This is a genomic window from Dietzia sp. CH92 (assembly GCF_032248695.1).
GTDB lineage: Bacteria > Actinomycetota > Actinomycetes > Mycobacteriales > Mycobacteriaceae > Dietzia.
In genome coordinates this window covers 48611-68128 of the sequence record NZ_JAVHXC010000005.1, presented here as the reverse complement: position 1 = coordinate 68128, position 19518 = coordinate 48611, and the positions used below count along the sequence as shown (strand labels likewise).

Annotated in this window: 17 protein-coding genes; 6 read left to right on the top strand and 11 right to left on the bottom strand. The window is 74.1% G+C overall.

Annotation, left to right across the window (positions count from 1 at the left end; translation table 11 throughout):
* The first annotated feature begins 84 nt into the window (after window positions 1–84).
* A complete protein-coding gene (locus RWK90_RS11560) occupies window positions 85–363 on the top strand; it encodes a mycoredoxin (protein ID WP_314037784.1) in 279 nt (92 codons plus the stop codon).
* A gap of 56 nt (window positions 364–419) precedes the next feature.
* Here the strand turns inward: RWK90_RS11560 and nudC are convergent, their stop codons facing one another.
* The 8 genes from nudC to RWK90_RS11520 form a co-directional block, all read right to left on the bottom strand.
* Window positions 420–1346 carry an NAD(+) diphosphatase gene (gene nudC, locus RWK90_RS11555; protein WP_314037783.1) on the bottom strand — a complete coding sequence of 309 codons (927 nt, stop codon included), beginning with the start codon at window positions 1344–1346 and terminating at the stop codon, window positions 420–422.
* Window positions 1347–1427: 81 nt separating this feature from the next.
* Window positions 1428–2507: a potassium channel family protein gene (locus tag RWK90_RS11550; protein WP_314037782.1), complete on the bottom strand. Its 1080-nt coding sequence runs from the start codon at window positions 2505–2507 to the stop codon at window positions 1428–1430.
* A 61-nt stretch (window positions 2508–2568) separates the two neighbouring features.
* Entirely contained in the window at window positions 2569–5895 is a 3327-nt protein-coding gene (locus RWK90_RS11545) for a UvrD-helicase domain-containing protein (RefSeq protein ID WP_314037781.1), read from the bottom strand.
* Entirely contained in the window at window positions 5892–9221 is a 3330-nt protein-coding gene (locus RWK90_RS11540) for a PD-(D/E)XK nuclease family protein (RefSeq protein ID WP_314037780.1), read from the bottom strand. Before RWK90_RS11540 ends, RWK90_RS11545 begins: the two co-directional genes overlap by 4 nt.
* A 76-nt stretch (window positions 9222–9297) precedes the next feature.
* Window positions 9298–10533: an MFS transporter gene (locus RWK90_RS11535; protein WP_314037779.1), complete on the bottom strand. Its 1236-nt coding sequence runs from the start codon at window positions 10531–10533 to the stop codon at window positions 9298–9300.
* Entirely contained in the window at window positions 10530–11420 is an 891-nt protein-coding gene (locus RWK90_RS11530; RefSeq protein WP_314037778.1) for a TIGR02569 family protein, read from the bottom strand. The genes RWK90_RS11535 and RWK90_RS11530 overlap by 4 nt, the downstream gene beginning before the upstream one ends.
* A gap of 26 nt (window positions 11421–11446) precedes the next feature.
* A complete protein-coding gene (locus RWK90_RS11525; protein ID WP_314037992.1) occupies window positions 11447–12664 on the bottom strand; it encodes a ThiF family adenylyltransferase in 1218 nt (405 codons plus the stop codon).
* Window positions 12665–12669: 5 nt separating this feature from the next.
* Window positions 12670–13680, bottom strand: a complete 1011-nt coding sequence (locus tag RWK90_RS11520; protein WP_314037777.1) for a DUF3152 domain-containing protein — start codon at window positions 13678–13680, stop codon at window positions 12670–12672.
* Window positions 13681–13845: 165 nt separating this feature from the next.
* On the opposite strand from RWK90_RS11520, the gene RWK90_RS11515 reads away from it, so the two are divergent.
* Window positions 13846–14505: a TetR/AcrR family transcriptional regulator gene (locus RWK90_RS11515; RefSeq protein WP_314037776.1), complete on the top strand. Its 660-nt coding sequence runs from the start codon at window positions 13846–13848 to the stop codon at window positions 14503–14505.
* A 21-nt stretch (window positions 14506–14526) separates the two neighbouring features.
* On the opposite strand, the gene RWK90_RS11510 is transcribed toward RWK90_RS11515, so the two are convergent.
* The gene (locus tag RWK90_RS11510) at window positions 14527–14754 is read right to left on the bottom strand and encodes a DUF3107 domain-containing protein (RefSeq protein ID WP_314037775.1); all 228 of its coding nucleotides are present in this window, start codon (window positions 14752–14754) and stop codon (window positions 14527–14529) included.
* Window positions 14755–15039: 285 nt separating this feature from the next.
* Here RWK90_RS11510 and RWK90_RS11505 point away from each other — a divergent pair, with 285 nt between their 5' ends.
* Window positions 15040–16581, top strand: a complete 1542-nt coding sequence (locus RWK90_RS11505) for a DEAD/DEAH box helicase (protein ID WP_314037774.1) — start codon at window positions 15040–15042, stop codon at window positions 16579–16581.
* A gap of 29 nt (window positions 16582–16610) precedes the next feature.
* The gene (locus RWK90_RS11500; protein ID WP_314037773.1) at window positions 16611–17924 is read left to right on the top strand and encodes a hypothetical protein; all 1314 of its coding nucleotides are present in this window, start codon (window positions 16611–16613) and stop codon (window positions 17922–17924) included.
* A 4-nt stretch (window positions 17925–17928) separates the two neighbouring features.
* Here RWK90_RS11500 and RWK90_RS11495 read toward each other — a convergent pair whose 3' ends face one another.
* The gene (locus tag RWK90_RS11495) at window positions 17929–18357 is read right to left on the bottom strand and encodes a hypothetical protein (protein WP_396230328.1); all 429 of its coding nucleotides are present in this window, start codon (window positions 18355–18357) and stop codon (window positions 17929–17931) included.
* A gap of 390 nt (window positions 18358–18747) precedes the next feature.
* Here RWK90_RS11495 and RWK90_RS11490 point away from each other — a divergent pair, with 390 nt between their 5' ends.
* Window positions 18748–18996: a WhiB family transcriptional regulator gene (locus RWK90_RS11490; RefSeq protein WP_163376657.1), complete on the top strand. Its 249-nt coding sequence runs from the start codon at window positions 18748–18750 to the stop codon at window positions 18994–18996.
* Between the two features lie 78 nt (window positions 18997–19074).
* On the opposite strand, the gene RWK90_RS11485 is transcribed toward RWK90_RS11490, so the two are convergent.
* Window positions 19075–19290: a biotin/lipoyl-binding carrier protein gene (locus RWK90_RS11485; RefSeq protein WP_314037771.1), complete on the bottom strand. Its 216-nt coding sequence runs from the start codon at window positions 19288–19290 to the stop codon at window positions 19075–19077.
* 104 nt (window positions 19291–19394) lie between these two features.
* On the opposite strand from RWK90_RS11485, the gene RWK90_RS17380 reads away from it, so the two are divergent.
* Entirely contained in the window at window positions 19395–19469 is a 75-nt protein-coding gene (locus RWK90_RS17380) for a 50S ribosomal protein bL37 (protein ID WP_370452405.1), read from the top strand.
* Window positions 19470–19518 lie beyond the last annotated feature (49 nt).

The window sequence follows — 19518 nt, the reverse complement described above, 5'->3', positions numbered from 1 at the left end:
CCCCATCGTGGCATCCGGGTCGGACACCGTGCCGGGGGCCTCCCCCCGGGATGATTCCCGCAGACGTGGGCGTTACACCCCGTCATGAGCGATGTGACGACCAACGACGACGCCGGTGCCCTGACCCTCTACACCACCACGTGGTGCCCGTACTGCACCCGGCTCAAGAAGCTGCTGGACGAGAAGGAGATCGGGTACACGGAGATCGACGTGGAGGCGGACGCGGAGGCCGCCGCGTTCGTCGAGAGCGTCAACGGCGGTAACCGGGTCGTGCCGACCGCGCTGTACTCGGACGGGACCACCGCCACCAATCCCCCGGCCTCGCAGGTGCGCGCGAAGCTCGCGGAGCTCGCCGGCGCCTGAGGTCCGCCGCGAGGACGCCCGGTGCCCGGCGGATCAGGGGCGCCGGGCGTCGGTCGTCAGAGGGCGCTGTCGCGGTCCACGGCCGCGACCCAGGACCGCAGCATGACGTGCGCGATGGAGACCGGCGGGGCCACCATGAGCTCACCGCGGCCGGCCAGGGCGTCCCGCACCCGGTCGACGTCGAACCACGCGGCCTCGCTGATCTCCTCGTCCTCGAGGATGATCGGCGCCGCGGGGTCGGCGACGGCCTGGAAGCCGACCATGAGGGACCGCGGGAACGGCCACGGCTGGCTGCCCAGGTAGCGGACGCGGTCCACGACCACGCCGACCTCCTCGGCGACCTCCCGCCGGACGCACCCCTCGAGCGACTCCCCGGCCTCCACGAATCCGGCCACGTGCGAGTACATGCCCTCCGGCCACACGGGCTGACGGGCGAGGAGGACGCGGCGGCCACCGTCGTGGACGAGGCAGATCACCGCGGGATCGGTGCGCGGGTACTCGAGGCCGCCGTGGAAGGGGTCCGCGACCGCCCACCCGGCCTCCAGCCGGCGCGGGTGGTGGTCGGGGTGTCGACCGCGGACGTTGTCGCGGTGCCACCCGAGCAGGGCCATGGCCTGCGCGGCGAGCGAACCGTCCCCCTGGACCAGGTCGGCGCCGCACGCGCGCAGGCTGCTCACCGCGGGGTCGTCGGGCAGGTCGTCGACGGGCACCGCCCAGATGTGGCGGGCGTCGTCCGTGCGTCCGAGGAAGACCGCGTCCTCGGGGAGCCGGTCCGCGTGGTCGAGGGCGGGTTCGAGGCGGATCCGCATCCGGTCCCCCGTGGTGGGCTCGACCGCGAACCGGTGACGCCGGTCGACCCTCATGATCCGGGCGGAGGCCCATCCCGCCGCCAGCCCGTCCGCGTCCTGCCGCAGCGGGGCGGCCCGGTCGGGCGCGGCCACCGACAGCACGGGGTCGGAGTCGAGGGTGAAATCCAGCGGCATCGTGGGGGTCCTTCGTGCTGGTGGTGAGGGGCGCCGACCAGCGTAGTCCGGCGCGACGGCCGGGCTCCGCCGACCCGTGGGTCAGCCTGCGGTCATGCGGATGTAGAGCAGCCGGTCGCCGGATTCCAGCGCGTCGGCCTCCGGTTCGTTGACCTTGATGAGCTGGCCCTTGCGCACCACGCCCAGGACGAGTTCGGCGAGGTGGCGTGGTGAGCCGCCGACCTCGGATTCCTCGACGCGGCGCTCCGCGATCGAGAACCCCTCGTCGGGCGTGAGAAGGTCTTCCATCATCCCCACGACGGTCGGGGTGATCGTCGCCAGCCCGAGCAGGCGTCCGGTCGTCTCGGCGGAGACCACGACGGAGTCGGCGCCGGACTGCTTGAGCAGGTGCTTGTTGTCGCTCTCGCGGACGGTGGCGACGATCTTGGCGTGGGGGGCGAGTTCGCGGGCGGTCAGGGTGACCAGCACGGCGGTGTCGTCGGAGTTGGTGGCCACCACGACGGCGGAGGCGCGGGTGAGCCCGGCCAGTTTGAGCACGTCGGAGCGGGTCGCGGAACCCTGGACGGTGACGAGGCCGTGGGCCGCGGCGGCTTTGAGTGCCTGGGGGTCGATGTCCACGACGACGATGTCGTCGGGGGCGATCTCGTCGGCCAGCATGGCGGCGACGGCCGACCTGCCCTTGGTGCCGTATCCGACGACGACGGTGTGGTTGCGCACGACGCTTCTCCAACGCTGGATCTTGAGGGCCTGACGGGATTGTTCGGTGAGGACGGCGAGGGTGGTGCCGACCAGCAGGATGAGGAACACCAGGCGCAGGGGCGTGACGACGAGGGTGTTGATCAGTCGGGCCTGCTGGGTGACCGGGGTGATGTCGCCGTACCCGGTGGTGGACAGGGACACGGTCGAGTAGTAGAAGCAGTCGATCAGCGTCATCTCGCCGCTCGGGCCGCCGCCGCCGGAGTAGCCGCCGCGGTCGGCCCAGACGACCAGCACGTTGAGGCACAGCGCGACGAGCGCCATGAGCACGCGTTTGGCGATGAGCCGCCACGGGCTCCCGACGTTCTCGGGGATGCTGACGACCCCCACGAGGGCGTGGTCGGGGCTCTCGTCGAGCGGGTCGTTGCCACGGAACCGCGACGTCAGTGCGCGTTTCTCGACCATGGGGCTCCATTTCCGCGTCGCGGCCCCCTGCCGGGCGGCCGTCATCGACAAGAATCGTCGCCTATCTGTTGCCCTTCGACAACAACCGGCCCCGGCCCGGGCCGTCGGAGAGGAGCCGTCGGAGTTCCTCGGCGTCGGGCAGGTCGGCCGGCTCGATCGTGCGTCCGGGCCGGACGTAGTGGAACGCCGCGCGGATCGATCCCGGTTCCACGGTCCGTCCGAGCCTGGCTCCGACGATCTTCGCCCACGCGTACCGGTAGACCGCGAGCTGGAGGGCGACGGCGGGCATGTCCCGTTCGGCGGGGACACGTCCGGTCTTCCAGTCCACGACGATCCACCCGTCCCCGTCGGCGAACACGGCGTCCATCCGGCCCCTCAGGAGATGCCCGCCCAGCGCGACCTCGAACGGGACCTCGACGGCCTCGGGCGTCATGCGGGCCCAGCGGGAGGCCTCGAACGCCTCCTGCAGGGCGGTGAGGTCGGCCTCCGACAGTCCGTCGACGACGCCGTGGTCACCGGCGCCGGGGAGGTCGTCGATGTCGAGCAGGTGGGTGGCGCCGTAGCGGTGTTCGAGCCAGGCGTGGAAGCGGGTCCCTCGCCGCGCGAAGCGGTCGGGGCGGTACGGCACGGGTCGGCGGAGGCGGTCGGCGAACTCGGCGGGGTCGCTGGCCATGGCGACGATCTCCCCGGCCGTGAGGCGGCGCGGCAGGTGGACCTCGTCGCGACGGAGGGCGGCGCGGCGCGCGTCGGCGAGCAGGGACGCGGCGGCGAGGTGCCAGCGGCGGGCAGGCCCGGATTCCGGGGCCTCGTCGGCCTCGGGGTCGACGGGGGCGGCCGCCTCCACCGCCCGGGCGGCGGCGAGGCGGTCGGGGGCGGCGGGGCGGGGCCACGTCGCCTCGACGGTGCGGGTGGCGGCGGGGTTGGTGGAGGTGGGGACGACGACGAGGTGGTCGATCGCGCCGAGAGGGGCCTCTCCCGCGCAGGCGGTCAGGACCTCGTCGAGGAATTCCGAGGGCCCCTTGGGCTTGGTCGCGGTCCCGAGCCAGTGCGATCCGGACAGCAGGAGGGTCTGCTCCGCGCGGGTGACCGCGACGTAGAACAGTCGCCGGTCCTCGTCGAGGGAGCGCCGCTTCACGCGTGTGATGTGCTTCTCGAGAGCCTCCTCGAGCATCTTCCGATCGGTGACGTCCTCGAGCCGCGGGACGGGGACGCCCCCGGGGTTGCCCTCGGACTCGCGGTCCCCGCGGAGGTGTTCGGGCAGCTGGGTGGCGGTGCGGATCGAGGTCTGCGGGGGCTGGCCGGACGGGAAGACACCGTCGGCGAGGTGCGGGACGGCGACGATCTCCCATTCGAGGCCCTTGGCCGCGTGGACCGTGAGGATCTGCACCCGACCGGGTGTGGAGGCGACCTCGCCGCGCGCGAGCCCCCCGTCGACGGAACGGGCGAGGTCGAGGTAGGCGAGGAAGGCGTCGAGGCCGGTCCCCCGCTCGGGGCGGAAGCCGGCGGCCACCTCCTGGAGGGCGTCGAGCTGTTCGCGCGCCTCGCCCCCGCCCGCGCGCTGGCGCAGGCGTACCTCGGCGTCGAGCCCGAGAGAGTGTTCGGCCGCGGCGACGAGCCGTGCGGGCGGGGCCGACGCCCGGGCGCGCAGTCCGGCGATGATGGCGGCGAGCTCCGCGATGCGGCGCGCGCCGGCGGGGCTGTAGGCCTCGTCGGGACCCGGGTCGGCCAGCGCGTCGGCCAGACCGGCCGAGTCCGTCTCCTCTCCCCGGGCGAGGGTGTCGAGGACGTCGTCGAGCTCCCGGGGGTCGGTGATGGCCCCGGTCGCGGCCGCGGGCCGGCGCAGGGACAGCCGGGACGCACGGTCGGCCAGGGCGGCGAGGTCGGCGGCGCCGAGCGCGAACCGGGAGCCGCTGAGCAGCCTCAGCAGCGCCGGGCCGGCCCCCGGGCGGGCGACCACGGTGAGCAGGGCGACGACGTCGGCCACCTCGGGGACGTCGAGCAACCCGCCGACGCCGACGATCTCGACCGGTAGGCCGCGGGCCTCCAGGGCCTCGGCGATCGCCGCGGAGTCGCCGTTGCGGCGCACGAGCACCGCCGCGGTCGGCACTCGGCCGGAGCGCTCGGCCGCGCGGTACCGGTCGGCGAGGGTGTCGGCGAGCCAGGCGCGTTCGTCCTCGGCGGTGTCGAGCAGCGCGACCCGCAGGTCTGCCCGCTCGGCGCCCGGCCGGGCGCGCAGCTCGGGGACGGGGACGGAACCGGGGCGGTCGCGCAGCGGTGCGGTGATGCGGTTGGCCAGCGCGAGAACCTCCGGCGGGTTCCGCCAGGAGGTCGTGAGTTCCCGCAGGTGCGAGGGATGCCCGCCGGGCAGGGGGAAATCCTCGCGGAAGCGGTCGAGGTTGGAGGCCGACGCCCCCCGCCACCCGTAGATGGACTGCATGGGATCGCCGACGGCGGTCACGGCCGGGGCCGGGTCCGAACCGGCGCCGAACAGTGAGGACAGGAGCACCCGCTGGGAGTGGCCCGTGTCCTGGTACTCGTCGAGCAGCACCACCCGGAAGGCGCGCCGCTCGGCGAGTCCGACCTGGGGGTGGTCGCGGGCGACCGTGGCGGCGAGTGCCATCTGCGTGGCGTGGTCGAGTGCCGACTCCGCCCGCATACGGGCGGCGACGGCGTCCACGAGGTCCGCCAGTTCGTCGCGGTGGCCCTGGATCTCCGCGGTCTTCTCGAGCCAGGCGGTGGGCGCGGCCCGCTGCCTGGGCCCGGGTGGGAGCGTCGCGATGAGGGTCGTGACGAGGTCCGGGTGGGAGCGCAGGTCGTCGGTGGTGACGAGGTGGTCGGACAGCTGCCCGGACAGGGTCAACACGTCGCGGGTGACCGTGGCGGGGTTCGACCCGGTGCTCAACGGGCTCTCCCACCGGGACACCACGTCGTGGGCGAGCTGGAAGGCGGCGGTCGGGGTGAGCAGCCGTGAGTCCGGCTCGACGGGCACGAGCAGGCCGTAGGTCCCGAGCAGGGTGCCGGCGTAGGCGTGGTACGTGGAGATCTGTGGGTCCTCGGTGCGGATCGCCTCGGCGATCGCCGGGTCGGCCCCGGGGCCGGTGCACAGGCCGCTGCGGGCCAGCGCGTCCAGCCGGCGGCGTATCCGCCGCGACAGCTGCTGGGCGGCCTTGCGGGTGAAGGTCAGTCCGAGGATCTCCCCGGGCCGGGCGTAGCCGTTGGCCACGAGCCACACGACCCTGGCCGCCATGGTCTCGGTCTTCCCGGCGCCGGCGCCCGCCAGCACGAGAGTGGGTTCGGTCGGCCCGGCGATGACCTCGGCCTGTTCGGGGGTGGGCCGGTGGATGCCGAGGGCGTCGGCGATCGCGGCAGGATCGATCGGCGTGGTCACGCGATCACCTGCTTCCCCTCGGGCTGCGCGGGGCAGCTGGATCTGACACGGCAGTGCTCGCACCACCGGCCCACCCGCGCGGTGTAGACGGGGCCGACGGTGGCGCGACCGGCCGCCTGCACGCGGTCGACCAGAGCGTCGGCGCTGTCGGGCCCGAGAGGGTCCTGGACCCGCTCGGTCGGCATCCGCCCCTCGCGGCCCGCCAGGTAGAGCAGGAGGCCGCCGCCGGGTTCGCGGTCGTCGGCGGCGGCGACCGCCCCGCGGGCGACCGCGAGCTGGTACAGGGCCAGCTGCGGGTTGACGGCGGCGTCCGCCTTGCTGGCCGCCACCGAGGAGGTCTTCACGTCCACCGGGACGACCTGCCCGGCGGAGGTCGCCTCGAGCCGGTCGATCCGGCCACGGACCCGTACGCCGCCGCCGGCGTCGAATTCGAAGGGCTCCTCCACCGCGGCGGTCGTGTACTCGTCGCGGGTGGCCGCGCGCCACCGGCGGAACGTCTCCGCCATCTCCACCATCGTGCCCGCGGCCCGCTCGGCGAACCACCCCCGGGACAGGGTCAGCGCCTCGGCCCGGCGCGTCACCGCCGCGCGCACGGTCTCCTCGCCGATGCCGCCCTCGACCGCCTGGGTGAGGGCGTGCACGGCCGAGCCGCGGACGAGCGGGGCCGCCGACCCGGCGTCGGAGGAGTCTCCCCCGGCCGACTGCAGGAACCACCGGAGCGGACACTCCTCGAGGGCGCCGAAACCCGACGGGGAGAGCACCGCGATCGGGCGGTCGGGTGAGTCGGGGGCGAGGGGCGCGTCCGTGGAGGGTTCGGAGGCGCCGAACCAGGTCCGCGGGTCGGCCTCGCCCACCCCGGCGTCGCGCAGGGCGGCGAGCAGCCCGGCCGCGTGCCGGGCGTCGGTGGGGTCCGTCGACGGGTCGTGCAGAGCCGCCCTGAGGTCCACCGCCAGGTGCGCGAGGGAGAACACCGTCGGCGCGTGCCGGGGCCGTGCCGGTCCGGCGTCGACGGACGCGTCCGGTGTCGCCGCGGTGGCCAGGTCGGAGATCTCGTCGAGGAAGCGGGAGGGGGCGACGTCGCCCTCCTCGGGGGAGTCGACGGCGGTGACGAGCAGATGATCGCGGGCCCGCGAACACGCGACGTAGAACAGTCGGCGTTCCTCGGCCGACCGGGCGGCCGCGGAGGACACGGCCCGCTCGGCCTCGGACGGCACCGGACCGTCGCCGGCGATCTCCGTCAGGTCGACCAGCTCGTCGACTCCCAGCAACCCGGACCGGCGGCGGGGGGCCGGCCAGACGCCGTCCTGGACACCGCACACCGCGACGGCGCGCCATTGTCTGCCGACGGCCGCGTGCGCGGACAGGATGCTCACCGCGCCACCGCGCGCGCGGGTGTCCGCGCGCCGGGGCGCGGGCAGGTCCTCGCCGGAGACGACGTCGCAGAACAGGTTCACCGAGCCGCCGGGGACGCGGTCCACGAAGTCGGCGGCGTGGTCGAACAGGGACACGACCGCGTCGAGGGAGCGGTCGGCGGTCCGCGACCACGGGTCGGCGGCCACCGCCTGCCGTACGAGGCGGCGTTCGAGACGGGAGGACGACCACGCGGCCCAGAGGACCTCCTCGGCGGTCCCGCCCGCTCGGAGTTCGGTCAGTACGGCCGCCCGCGCCCGGCGCACCCGGATGACGGGTGCCAGCTCCACCGAGGTGAGCCCGGGGGGCGGGTCGTCCTCCTCCGCCAGGACGAGGCGTCGCAGGGTCTCGGCGCTGGGCTCGGAGCCGCCGATCCCCGAGCGCCGCAGGCCCCGCCTCAGACGGCGCATGGCGACGGCGTCCGCCCGCCCGATGGGTCCGGAGAGCAGCGCGAGGACCCGCTCGGCGTCGGTGCCGGCGGCGCCGTCGAGCGCCGACCGCACCAGGAGCAACAGCGCCGCGGCGACGGGGTCGTGGGCCGGCGGGATCTCGGCGCCGGCGTCGACCACCGGCACACCCGCCGCGTCCAGGGCGGCCAGCAGGGCGTCGGCCACGCGCGGCAGGGAGCGGGTCACCACGGCCATCTCGCCGTAGTCGATGCCGTCCAGCACGTGCCGGCGGCGCAGGAAGTCGGCGACGACGGCGGCCTCCGAGGCGGCGGAGCCGGCGACCGCGACACCCACGCGCCCCTGGGGACGCGCCTGTTCCCCGGTCGTCTCCCGCGGGCGGTGCCGGGCGGCCCCGGGCAGGCGGGAGGCGATCCGCGCCGCGACGGCGGTGACGGCCGGGGACATCCGGTGCCCGGTCGGCAGATCGACCGCCCGGCCGCCCTGGTCGAGGACGGCACGTGCGAGACCGCCGTCGGCCCCGCGGAACCGGAACACGGACTGGTCCCCGTCCTCGGCGACCAGCAGGACGTCCGCGCCGCCGCCGACCGTCGCGACGAACTCCGCGGCGAGCGGGTCGAGGTGATGGGCGTCGTCCACGGCCACGAGGCGGCGGGAGCGGACGATCTCCCGCAGCTCGGGGTCGGCGGTGAGCGCGTCCAGCGCGGCGCCCACCAACTCGGCCGCGTTGAGGGCCTCCGGCACGTCGGACTGCCCGCTGCGGACCCCCGACCTCAGCGCCATCTGTTCCTCGTGGCGGCGGAAGAAACCGGCCGCGGCCACCCACGCGGGGCGGCCGGCGGTCCGGCCGAGCCGGGCGAGTTCGCGGGGTCCGATCCCCCGCTCGAGGGACCGCAGCAGCAGGTCGCGTAGTTCGCGGGCGAACCCGACCGTGGACAGGGCCGGGCGCATCTGTTCGGGCCAGTGCGGCGCCCCGTCTGCCAGCTCCCCGAGCAGGGTCTCGCGCACGAGCGCGTCGTGTTCCGCGCCGGTCCGCAACCGCGGCGGCGGGGCGTCCGCGCGGGCGGCCGAGAGCCGCACCACGGCGTGGGCGAGCGAGTGGACCGTGCGCACGGGCGCGTCGGTGCCCACCACGAGTTCCGGGGGCATCCCGCCGGTGGCCTCCTCGAGCAGCGCGGCCGCCGCGGTGGCCGAACCCGTCAGGACGAGGACCCCGTCGAGACCGACCCCACCGGTCACCGCCGCCCGGACGACGTCGACGATCAGCGAGGTCTTGCCGCTGCCCGGTCCGCCGCGGACGACCCACCGGTCCCGGTGGGCGGCGGGGGCGGAACCCCAGTCGCGGCCGACGAGGTCGGCGAGACCGGCGGGCCAGGACCGGCGACCGGCGGCGTGAGCGGCGAGGTCAGCACCGCCGGCAGGGCCGGGGGCGGAGCCGTCAGGGCCGGGGGCGGAGCCGACTGTGCCGACTGTGCCGACTGTGCCGGGGGCGGGGGCGGGCGGGATCACGGCTCGATGAGACCACACCACTCCGACATCGCCCCGATCCGACCGACCGCGCCCGTGCGGGGTGACCGCCCGGCCGTCAGCGGAGGGTGTCCTCGAGCATGATCGGGCGGCACGCTGTCCTCGACACGACGAGCATGATGACCTGCACGACCGTGAGGAACGCCAGCCCGGCGGCCAGCCCGGGCCCGTCGAACAGCATCCCGAAGACGATCGGACCCAGGCACGCGGCGGTGTACCCGACGCCCTGCGAGAAGCCGGACAGCGCGGCCGACCCGGCCTGGGTGCGGGTGCGGAGGTTGATCAGGGTCAGGCACAACGGGAACGTGCTGGGCCCGACGCCGAGCAGGCAGATCCACAGCCAGGGTGCGAGGTCGGGCGCCCAGAGCAGGCCGGCGAAGGCCGCCAGGTAGGACACGACGGAGACGACGACGACGGGGTACGGATCGTCGAACCGTCCCGCGATGTAGGGCACCGCCAACGCGGCGACGAGTCCGATCGCGGAGTACACCGCCAGTGCCAGGCCGCCCTCCGCGCGGGTCATGCCGATGGATTCGGCCACGGCCGGGAGCCAGGTGAAGAACGCGTACGTGCACAGGGAGTTCATGCCGAAGAACAGGGCCAGCGCCACGCCGACCGGCGAGCGCCACGGGCGGATCCGGTGGGCCGGCGCCTCCGCCGCGCCGGACGCGGAACCGTCCCGGGGGGCGTCGGTCGGCGTGCCGGGCCGAAGGATCTCGACGACCCACGGCACGGCGGCGATCACCGCGAGCACCGCCCACCAGCCGATCGAGAGCCGCCATCCCGCGGCCTCCTCGACGGGGACGGCCACCAGCGCCGGCACCACGGTGCCGAGTTGCAGTCCCGTGATGTAGGCCATGCTGACGGCGGCCACGTGCCGCGGGAAGTACTTCTTGACCAGCGGCGGCGCCACGACGTTGCCGATGCCCATCCCCGCGAGTGCGACGAGCGAGCCGGCGCCCATCACCCACGGGTCCTGGGCGAGGGCGCGGATCACCTGCCCCGCGGCCGCGGCGAGCATCGCCGACACCGTGAGCAGTTCCAGCCCCATCCGCCGCAGGACGACGGGCGTGAGCACGCCCCACACCGCGAACATGAGGGTGGGGATCATGCCGAGCAGGCCCATCCCGGCGGCGCCGAGACCGATCTCGGCGTCGATCACCCCGAGCAGCGGGCTCAGCGAGGTGACCGCGGTACGCAGGTTGAGCGAGACGAGGACGACACCGACGAAGGCGACGAGCGGGAACGTGACGGCGCCGCGGCGGGACGCGGGCCCCGGAGAGGGGCGGGTCACGCGGCGGTGTCCCCGACGTACTCGCCCACCTGCCGGGCCATCACCTGGAGACCGTCCATGGCCGCGGGCCTGGACCCCGGGTGCAGCGCGTGCACCGCGAGACGGAACACGGCCGCGCGGAGCACCATCTGGGGCCAGTGCTCGAGGTGCCGCCACCGGGTGAGCACCCCGGCGTCGACCGTGCCCCAGGACAGGTGGTCGACCGCGACGACCGCCGCCGACCACGAGGCCGGGCGCGCATAGGGAACCACGTCGGTCAGCGCGGGCTCGGCGGAGGCGTCGAAGAGCAGGCCGCGGGCGAGGTCACCGTGCACGACGCCCGCCCCGGACACCGTGACCGGGCGTCGGTGCCGGATCAGTCCGGTCGCGCCGAGCAGGGCGGCCGCGCGGTGGGTGGCGAACGGGGTGCCGCGGTCCTCCATGCCCGGGGCCAGATCGTGCTCCGGGTCGCCGTCCCACGCGGCGGCCTCGGCGAACGAGAACACATCGGTCTCGGACCACGGTCTCGTCGCGGGCCGGCGCACGAGTCGCGGCCGCTCGACCCCGGTCAGCGCCGCGTTGATCCTCGCCGACCACGCGATCGTCTCGTCGGCCCGGGCCTCGGGCCGCCCGGACACCGCCCGGTCCGCGCGCCACCCGCTGACGACGTGACGGCCGTCCCGGGACCGGACCGGCAGCGCCACGCGGAGCCCGGTGACGTCCAGTTCCTCCCGCACCCGGGCCGACCAGTTGGCCAGCGCCGTGTCCGCGACGGGCCGCAGCACCACCGCGCCACCCGCGGAGGGCACCAGCCAGCCGGTGCCGGAGCCGGCGACCACAGGAGAAGCCGGGCCGTCCGCCACGCCGAAGGCGCCGCGGACGTGCTCGGGAAGGCTCGCGTCGTTCACGCCGACCACGGTACCCACCCCGGTCGTCAGTACCGGGGAAGGGACGGGTCCACGTCCCGTGTCCACGCCTCGATGCCCCCGGCGAGCGACCGGACGCCCACGAAACCCGCCGCCGCCAACGTCGCGGCGGCGCGCGCCGACCGGACCCCGGACTTGCAGTACACGACCAGCGGGCCCCGGTCGGCCGCGCGCCCGAGCACCCCCGTGGGGTCGGCGGCGACCTCGGCGACCGAGTCGAGCGGCACCCACACCGACGGGTCGATCCGCGCGATGGACCGCTCCCCCGCGCCGCGCACGTCCACCAGCACCGGCGCCCCGGCGGGGCCGACCGGACGGGCCAGTTCCTCCGCGAGGCCGGTCGCCGACACCGTCGGCACCCCGGACGCCCCGGCGTCCGGGACCTCGCAGGAGACGTCCCCGGCGCCGTCCGGCAACTCGGTGACCGGTTCCCGCGACGGGTCCGGGCGGATCGTCACCGTGCGGTTGGTGGACTCGAGCAGGTCCATGAGGACCAATCGGCCGAGCAGGGGGCGCCCGGCCCCCGTGACGAGCTTGACGGCCTCCATCGCCATCATCGACCCGACCGTGCCGCACAGCGCACCCACGACCCCGGCCTCCGCGCAGCTGGGCACCGAGCCCGCCGGCGGCGGAGCCGGGTACAGGTCGCGCAGCGTCACCGCCTCGGCCGGCGCGGGCGGGCGGGACCAGAACACGGCCAGCTGTGCGCGGAAGCGGTCGATCGTCCCCCAGATGAGCGGGATGCCGGCGATCTCGCACGCATCCGAGACCAGGTACCGGGTCGCGAAGTTGTCGCTGCCGTCGATCACCAGGTCGTGCCCCTCGAGCAGGGCGGAGATGTTGAGCGCGTCGAGCCGGGAATGCACCGCGTCCACCCTGACGCCGGGCGCCAGCTCCGCGAGCCTGTCCCGGGCGGAGTCCACCTTCGGTCGGCCCACCGCGCCCACGGAGTGGATCACCTGCCGGTGCAGGTTGCCGATGTCCACCTCGTCGTCGTCGACGACCGTGATCCGACCGACACCCGCCGCGGCGAGGTACATCAGCACGGGCGCGCCCAGGCCGCCCGCACCCACGACGAACACCGACGCGGCGCGCAGGCGCCGCTGTCCCTCGTCCCCGATCGCCCCGAGCAGCAGGTGTCGCGAGTACCGCGCCCGCTCCTCCGCGCTCAGCTCGGGCACCGGCTCGACGAGAGGAGGGAGCGCCCCGTCCGCCGACCCGCCCACGGCGCTCACCGGGCCACCGGCGCACCGTCGGGGAACGGCCACGCGTTGTAGCGACAGGTGTCCCCGTTGTCCGGCACCACGCCCTCCGGGTCCAACCGGTGGATCTCGGCGTTGGACACCCCGAAGGTCTGCTGCATCATGATCGGCGCCAACGCCCCGTCGGCGGGGCACGGCTCGTGCGCCGCGTAGCCGATCGCGTGCCCGACCTCGTGGTTGACGAGATACTGCCGGTAGGACCCGATGTCGCCCTGGAAGGACCGCGCGCCCCGCACCCAGCGCGCCAGGTTCAGGTACACCCGCCCGGTGGCCGAGTTGTAGCAGCTCGCCTCGAGCTCGATGTCGTACCCGCAGTTCTCGCGGACGGTCATGGGGCTGGTCAACGAGACCCGGAACGCGGGTTCGCCCCGCGTGATCCGCTGGAAGGCGACCGCCCCGTCGGCCGTCCAGCTCTTGGGATTGGCCAGGGTGGCGTCGATCATCCGGGCGACCGAGTCGTCCCCGCCGAAGTCGACGGTGTCGATGCCCTCCTCGACCTCCACCGTGTAGGTGAACTGCTCCGCCTCGGGACGACCCACCGGGTCGGTCCCGCCCGCCACGAGCCGGAATCCGCCGCCGGCCGCCTCCACGAACGGGCCCCCCTCGGGGAGCTCACCGCTCGGGGGGACCTCCCCGGCCGCGGGCGCCCCGACGATCGCCGGTGTCTCCCGCGCCCGCACGGCCCCCTCGTCGCCCTGCTCGGCCGGGGAGATCACGGCGTCGGCGATCACGAGCGCGGTGAGCACCACGAGCACCGGGATGGCGTACGCGCGCCACCCCCACGTCGCGAAGAACCGCCCGACCGGCGTCTGCTTGCGCAGGTGGTCACGGGCGCCGGGGACCGACCGACGGCGACCCGGGGTGGACTCCTCCGGGTCCCACGGCGCGCGCAGCGGCTCCGCCTGCGGCGGGTAGTACGGCGCCCCCTGTCGGGTACCGGAATCGACACCGCCCGGCGTCCGGCGACGGCCGTCACTCATCCGCGCACCTCCACGTCCGATCCAGGACCGGCCCCTGCCGATCACGGTCTCCACGATCCCACATACCGGGTGAGCCGCCTCCTGCCGCACTCCGCGGGTGCAGGTATTGTCCGTCTGGCCCGGACGGCTGTCGACTCTCGCCCGGGCGGACAAGGAGAGGCGCAGATGACGAGCCCGGACGGAGCGGTCCCGGCCGCCCCGGGCCGCACCAGGGCGGCCCGACTCCCCCGCGGCGCACGGCGCAGCCAGCTCATCGACGCCGCCGGAACCGTGTTCGTCGAACAGGGGTTCCACGCCTCCGGGATGGACGACATCGCGGTCCTCGCCGGGGTGTCCAAGCCGGTGCTCTACCAGCACTTCGACTCCAAGCGGGACCTCTACATCGAGGTCCTGCGCCACCACGTGGACGCCCTGCTCGGCCGGATCCGTGCCGCGCTCGACTCGACCTCCGACAACCGGCGGCGCGTCGAGGCCGCCGTCGACACGTTCTTCGCCTACGCCGACAACGACACCCGCGGCTTCCGGCTCGTCTTCTACTCCGAGTCCGGTGACGAGGTCGTCCGCCGCGAACTCGACCGGGCGACCGAGGGGTGCATCGACGCGGTACACGACCTCGTCCGCGGGGACTCCGGTCTCGACGTCCACCGCTCGCGCCTGCTGGCCGTCGGTCTGGTCGGCGCGAGCCGCGTCAGCGCCGGCCACTGGCTCGACGCCGGCCGGCCGATCTCCCGCGAGGACGCCGTCTCCACCACCGTCACCCTGTGCTGGGGCGGCCTGTCGAAGATCCCGCGTCACGGCGCGGACCGGCCCGCGCCCGGGGCCTGAGCCCGGGCGCGGCCGCCTACGTCAGGACAGGAAGCCCACCGGGCGACGAGCGGACTCGCCGATCTCCACGTAGGCGACCCGGTCGGTCGACACGAGGTAGCGGCGCCCCTTCTCGTCCTCGAGCTCGAGGACTGCCTTGGCGTCCGCGGTCAGGGCCGCCTCGACGCGCTTGTGTACGTCGTCGGGCTCCATCCCGGTCTTGAACACGAGCTCACGGTTGCTGTCGGCGATGCCGATCTTGACCTCCACGGTGCCTGCCCTTCTCGTCGTCGGCGCATGCCACGCCGTCATCGGTGATGCGTGCGCCCCAGGCTAGCCCGAGCCCCGCCCGGGGCGGCGGCACGGGATAGGATGTGTGGACGTGGATCACTCTCCGCGCCCGGCCACACCGGCGTCGGGTACGGCAGGTCCCGTGGAAATGTGCGCGCGCCCCGCTCGCGAGGCCGGATTCCGACGGCCCGACCCCACCGCGCGCGAGACGAGAAAGGCACCGCCCTGTCCACCACAGATGTCACCACCGAAGACGTAGACGGCATGGCCACGACGACCGCGGTCGTCGACGCCCCGTCCTCCGACTCCTCCCCCAGCTTCGCCGAACTCGGCGTACGACCCGAGATCGTCACGGCCCTCGCCGAACGCGGGATCACGCACACGTTCGCCATCCAGGAACTCACCCTGCCGCTGGCCCTTGCCGGCTCCGACCTCATCGGCCAGGCGCGCACCGGCATGGGCAAGACCTACGGGTTCGGCGTACCGCTCCTGCACCGCATCTCCACCGGCGAGGCGACCCGCCGGCTCGACGGCACACCGCGCGCCCTGGTGATCGTGCCCACCCGTGAGCTGTGCATCCAGGTCACCCAGGACCTCAAGATCGCCGCCACCGGGCTCACCGCCCCCACCGACTCCGGGACGCGTCCCCTCAAGGTCCTCGCGATCTACGGCGGCACCCCGTACGAGCAGCAGACCGAGGCCCTCGAGAAGGGCGTCGACGTGGTGGTGGGCACCCCCGGTCGCCTGCTCGACCTGGCCAACCAGTCCAAGCTGGTCCTGGGCAAGGTCGAGGCTCTGGTCCTGGACGAGGCCGACGAGATGCTCGACCTGGGCTTCCTGCCCGACATCGAGAAGCTGCTGCGCATGGTGCCCGAGAAGCGCCAGACCATGCTGTTCTCGGCGACCATGCCCGGCCCGATCATCACCCTGGCCCGGACGTTCCTCACCAAGCCCACCCACATCCGCGCCGAGGCCGCCGATTCCGGAGCCACGCACGAGAACACCACCCAGTACGTCTACCGGGCCCACTCCCTGGACAAGCCGGAGGTCGTCGCGCGGATCCTGCAGGCCGAGGGCCGCGGCGCCACCATGATCTTCTGCCGCACCAAGCGCACCGCCCAGAAGCTCGCCGACGACCTCGCCGAGCGCGGATTCCGCGTCGGTGCGATCCACGGCGACCTCGGTCAGGGCGCCCGCGAGAAGTCCCTCAAGGCCTTCCGATCCGGTGACGTCGACGTGCTCGTGGCCACCGACGTCGCCGCCCGCGGCATCGACGTCGACGACGTCACCCACGTGATCAACTACCAGTGCCCCGAGGACGAGAAGACCTACGTCCACCGCATCGGACGCACCGGCCGCGCCGGGCGCACCGGCGTCGCCGTCACGCTCGTCGACTGGGACGACCTGCCGCGCTGGGGCCTGATCGACAAGGCCCTCGGCCTCGACTTCGGCGAACCCGCCGAGACCTACTCGACCTCCCCGCACCTGCGCACCGACCTCGGGATCCCCGAGGGCGCCGGCGGGCGGATCGGTGCCCCCACCGGCACCGGCTCGCCACGACGTGGCGAGGACCGGGGCTCCCGAGGCCCCGGTGAGGGCACGGGATCCGGGGCACGGCCCGCGCGCCGACGCACCCGCGGCAGCAGGTCCGGCACGGACGGGTCGTCTACGCCCGCCCCCGCGGGTGACTCCCCCACCGCGACCGACGGGTCGGACTCCTCCGCCGGGTCCGCGGAGGCCCCCACCCGGCGCCGCCGTCGCCGTCGTCGGCCCTCGTCGTCGTCCGACCAGGCCGGTCGGGACTGACCCGGCCGACCGCCGCGCGCAGATCACCCGTGCCCGCACCCGAGGACGCCCCCGCCCGTAGGCGACGGCGGGGCGTCGGCGTCCCCCCCGAACGACGGACGCGGCGTGACCTCGTCACCGCGGCCGTCGTCACCGTGGTCATGCTCGCGGTGGCCGCCGGCGTCCTCGCCACCGGCAGCGCCGCCCGCTCGGATCTCGTCGCCGGCGACGCCGAACAGCCCGTCTACGGGCCCGCCACCGCGCCGCCGACCTCGCTCCGGGCATTGTGGTCGCACCCGTCGGCCGACTCGGGGCCGCCCCTGACCACCAAGGGCAACCTCGTCACCATCGGTGACGACGGCGACCTCATCGGCCGCGACGCCGGCTCCGGCGAACCGGAGTGGTCCTACTCCCACGCCGGGACCTTCTGCGCGGCGACGTTCTACGCCGACGTCCTCGCCGCCGCATTCGACGGGGCGTCCGGGTGCAGCGACGTGACCGCCCTCGACCCGACGACGCAGCAGTACAGCAGCACCCGCCAGAGCGCCTTCGCGGACACCATGACACTCACCTCCACCTGGCGGCACGCGCTCGCGCTGGGCCCCGACCGGCTCGAGATCTGGCGCGACGACCTCGTGCGCACCGTCGAGTACGGCGCCGTCGAGGCGCCGCAGGAGGCGGGCATGCAGCCGCGCACCGGGTGCACGCTCGGCACCGCCGACCTCACCGACGAGCGGTTCGCGGTGGCGGAACGCTGCCCGGGCGACGACTCCGCCCGGCTCACCCTCTCCGAGACCGTCCCCGAGGACAGTCGCACGCCCGAGGACATCGCCTCCGACACCACCGGCGCCGACTCCCTCTGGATCATCGACGTCAGCGACGACGGCGTCCTCGCCCTGACCGACCGGGGCGGCGCGTGGGCGGTGGAGTGGTTCACCGGACCCCGCGACTGCACCCCCGTGCTCGCGCTGCCCGCCGCACCGGCACTCACCCCCGGCCGGGCGACCCTGGCCGGGGACGACACCCAGGCACGGTGGTTCGACGGCCAGGCGACGCACGCCTTCTCCACGTCCACGGGCGCCCACGCCTGGACCGCCCCCGGGACCACCGGCCCCGGCCTGACCGGGGGCTGGTCACCCGACCCCGACGTCACCACCGCCCGCGACTGGGTCCTGGTCCCCGCCGCGGACGGCTTCCGCGTGGTCGACCACGCGAGTGGAACGGAGAGCGGCCGGCTCGCGACCACCTCCGACGCGGACGCCGCCCCGGGCGACACCGCGGCCGTGACCGGGCTGTCGCAGATCGGGGACATCCTCTACGAGCGCAGGGGCGGCGCGATCCACGCCCACAAACTGCTCGCCTGAGCGGTCAGACCGCGTACCACTCGACCGCGTCCCGGCGGAAGAGCGACACCAGGGCCGTCGCGCACACGACCGCCAGGACGACCCCCGCGAGGTACTGACCGGACCCCACCCCGACGTACCAGGCGACGAACAGCAGCAACAGCTCGGCGATCACGACGAGCCCGCGACCCCACCGACGGCCGCGCAACAAGCCGATCCCGGCGGCGAGCAGTCCACCGCCGAGGATCGCGAACCACACCGCGGTGCCGTAGCCGCTGATGACGACCGTCTCCTCGCGGTGCCCGCCCAACGCCCGGACGAACAGGGCGACGGCGATCCCCACACCGATCAACCCCTGGGCCGACGCGATCCACCCGGCGAGGCGGACCGGGGTGGGGATCGCCGTGCGCGGATCCGCCGGTACACCGCGGTCTTCTGGTCGTCTCACGTTCACCTCTTCAGACTAAGCGGGCCCGGCCACGCCACCGAAACCGCCAGCTGGACCGGGGTCCATCTAGGCCATTACCGCCTCTGTGGTGCGGTTTTCCCCCGATTTGACAAGGCGCGTGACGTTTACCACATAGACGCCGGAACGTATTGACTTGTCATGAAATCGTGGGACGATCATTTGTAACAGCGCAGACACACCGTGTTTGCCTCGCCTTAACCGGGAGCTTCTCCGATCAGGAGCGAGCCCGCGGAGCGGGTAATCCCCCAACCCCCACCCCGCCGGGTGTCACCGAACACGCACGTCCTCACGCGGATACTACCTGTCCGCGAGTCGATGGCGGCTGTTCGTGCTGCCCGGTGCACCCGATCACGGTCTCACATCGAAGGAGTTCCCATGGACTGGCGTCACAAGGCCATCTGTCGCGACGAGGATCCCGAGCTGTTCTTCCCCGTCGGCAATTCCGGACCCGCCCTCGCCCAGATCGCCGAGGCGAAGATCGTCTGCAACCGGTGCCCCGTCACCGCCGAGTGCCTGTCCTGGGCCCTCGAGTCCGGCCAGGACGCGGGCGTCTGGGGCGGCATGAGCGAGGACGAGCGTCGCGCCCTCAAGCGTCGCCGCGCGCGCACCCGCACCACCGTCTGATCCAAGACCACATACGCCGAAGGCCGGCCCCTCCCCCAGCGGGAACGGGCCGGCCTTCGGCGTACGGGCCCCGACCCGTCAGTCGATGACCGCGATGAGGTCACCCGCCTGGATGACATCACCCGGCTTCACCGCCACCTCGGAGACGGTGCCGGAGGTCTCGCACAACACCGGGATCTCCATCTTCATCGACTCGAGGAGCACGATCGTGTCGCCCTCGGCGACCTCGGTGCCGACCGCCGCGACGACCTCCATGACGTTCGCGACCATCTCGGCACGGACCTGTTCAGCCATACGGATTGTTCCTCTACTTCCTCGAAGGCGGCCCCCGGACACCTCCAATGCAACCACACGGGCCCGCACATGGAAGACTTGTACACCGACGAAAGGAGGCGACCATGAGCAAGCGTGGCCGCAAGAGGCGGGATCGCCGTAAGAAGAACGCCAACCACGGCAAGCGTCCGAACAGCTGAGTCCGGACCACACGGATGCGATGAGGGGCGGGCACCGGTCCGGTGCCCG

Bases quoted from the DNA above. Each gene is read 5' to 3' on its own strand.
- RWK90_RS11560 (WP_314037784.1), top strand. From the start codon at position 85: ATGAGCGATGTGACGACCAACGACGACGCCGGTGCCCTGACCCTCTAC.
- nudC (WP_314037783.1), bottom strand. From the start codon at position 1,346: ATGCCGCTGGATTTCACCCTCGACTCCGACCCCGTGCTGTCGGTGGCC.
- RWK90_RS11550 (WP_314037782.1), bottom strand. From the start codon at position 2,507: ATGGTCGAGAAACGCGCACTGACGTCGCGGTTCCGTGGCAACGACCCG.
- RWK90_RS11520 (WP_314037777.1), bottom strand. From the start codon at position 13,680: ATGAGTGACGGCCGTCGCCGGACGCCGGGCGGTGTCGATTCCGGTACC.
- RWK90_RS11515 (WP_314037776.1), top strand. From the start codon at position 13,846: ATGACGAGCCCGGACGGAGCGGTCCCGGCCGCCCCGGGCCGCACCAGG.
- RWK90_RS11505 (WP_314037774.1), top strand. From the start codon at position 15,040: ATGGCCACGACGACCGCGGTCGTCGACGCCCCGTCCTCCGACTCCTCC.
- RWK90_RS11490 (WP_163376657.1), top strand. From the start codon at position 18,748: ATGGACTGGCGTCACAAGGCCATCTGTCGCGACGAGGATCCCGAGCTG.
- RWK90_RS11485 (WP_314037771.1), bottom strand. From the start codon at position 19,290: ATGGCTGAACAGGTCCGTGCCGAGATGGTCGCGAACGTCATGGAGGTC.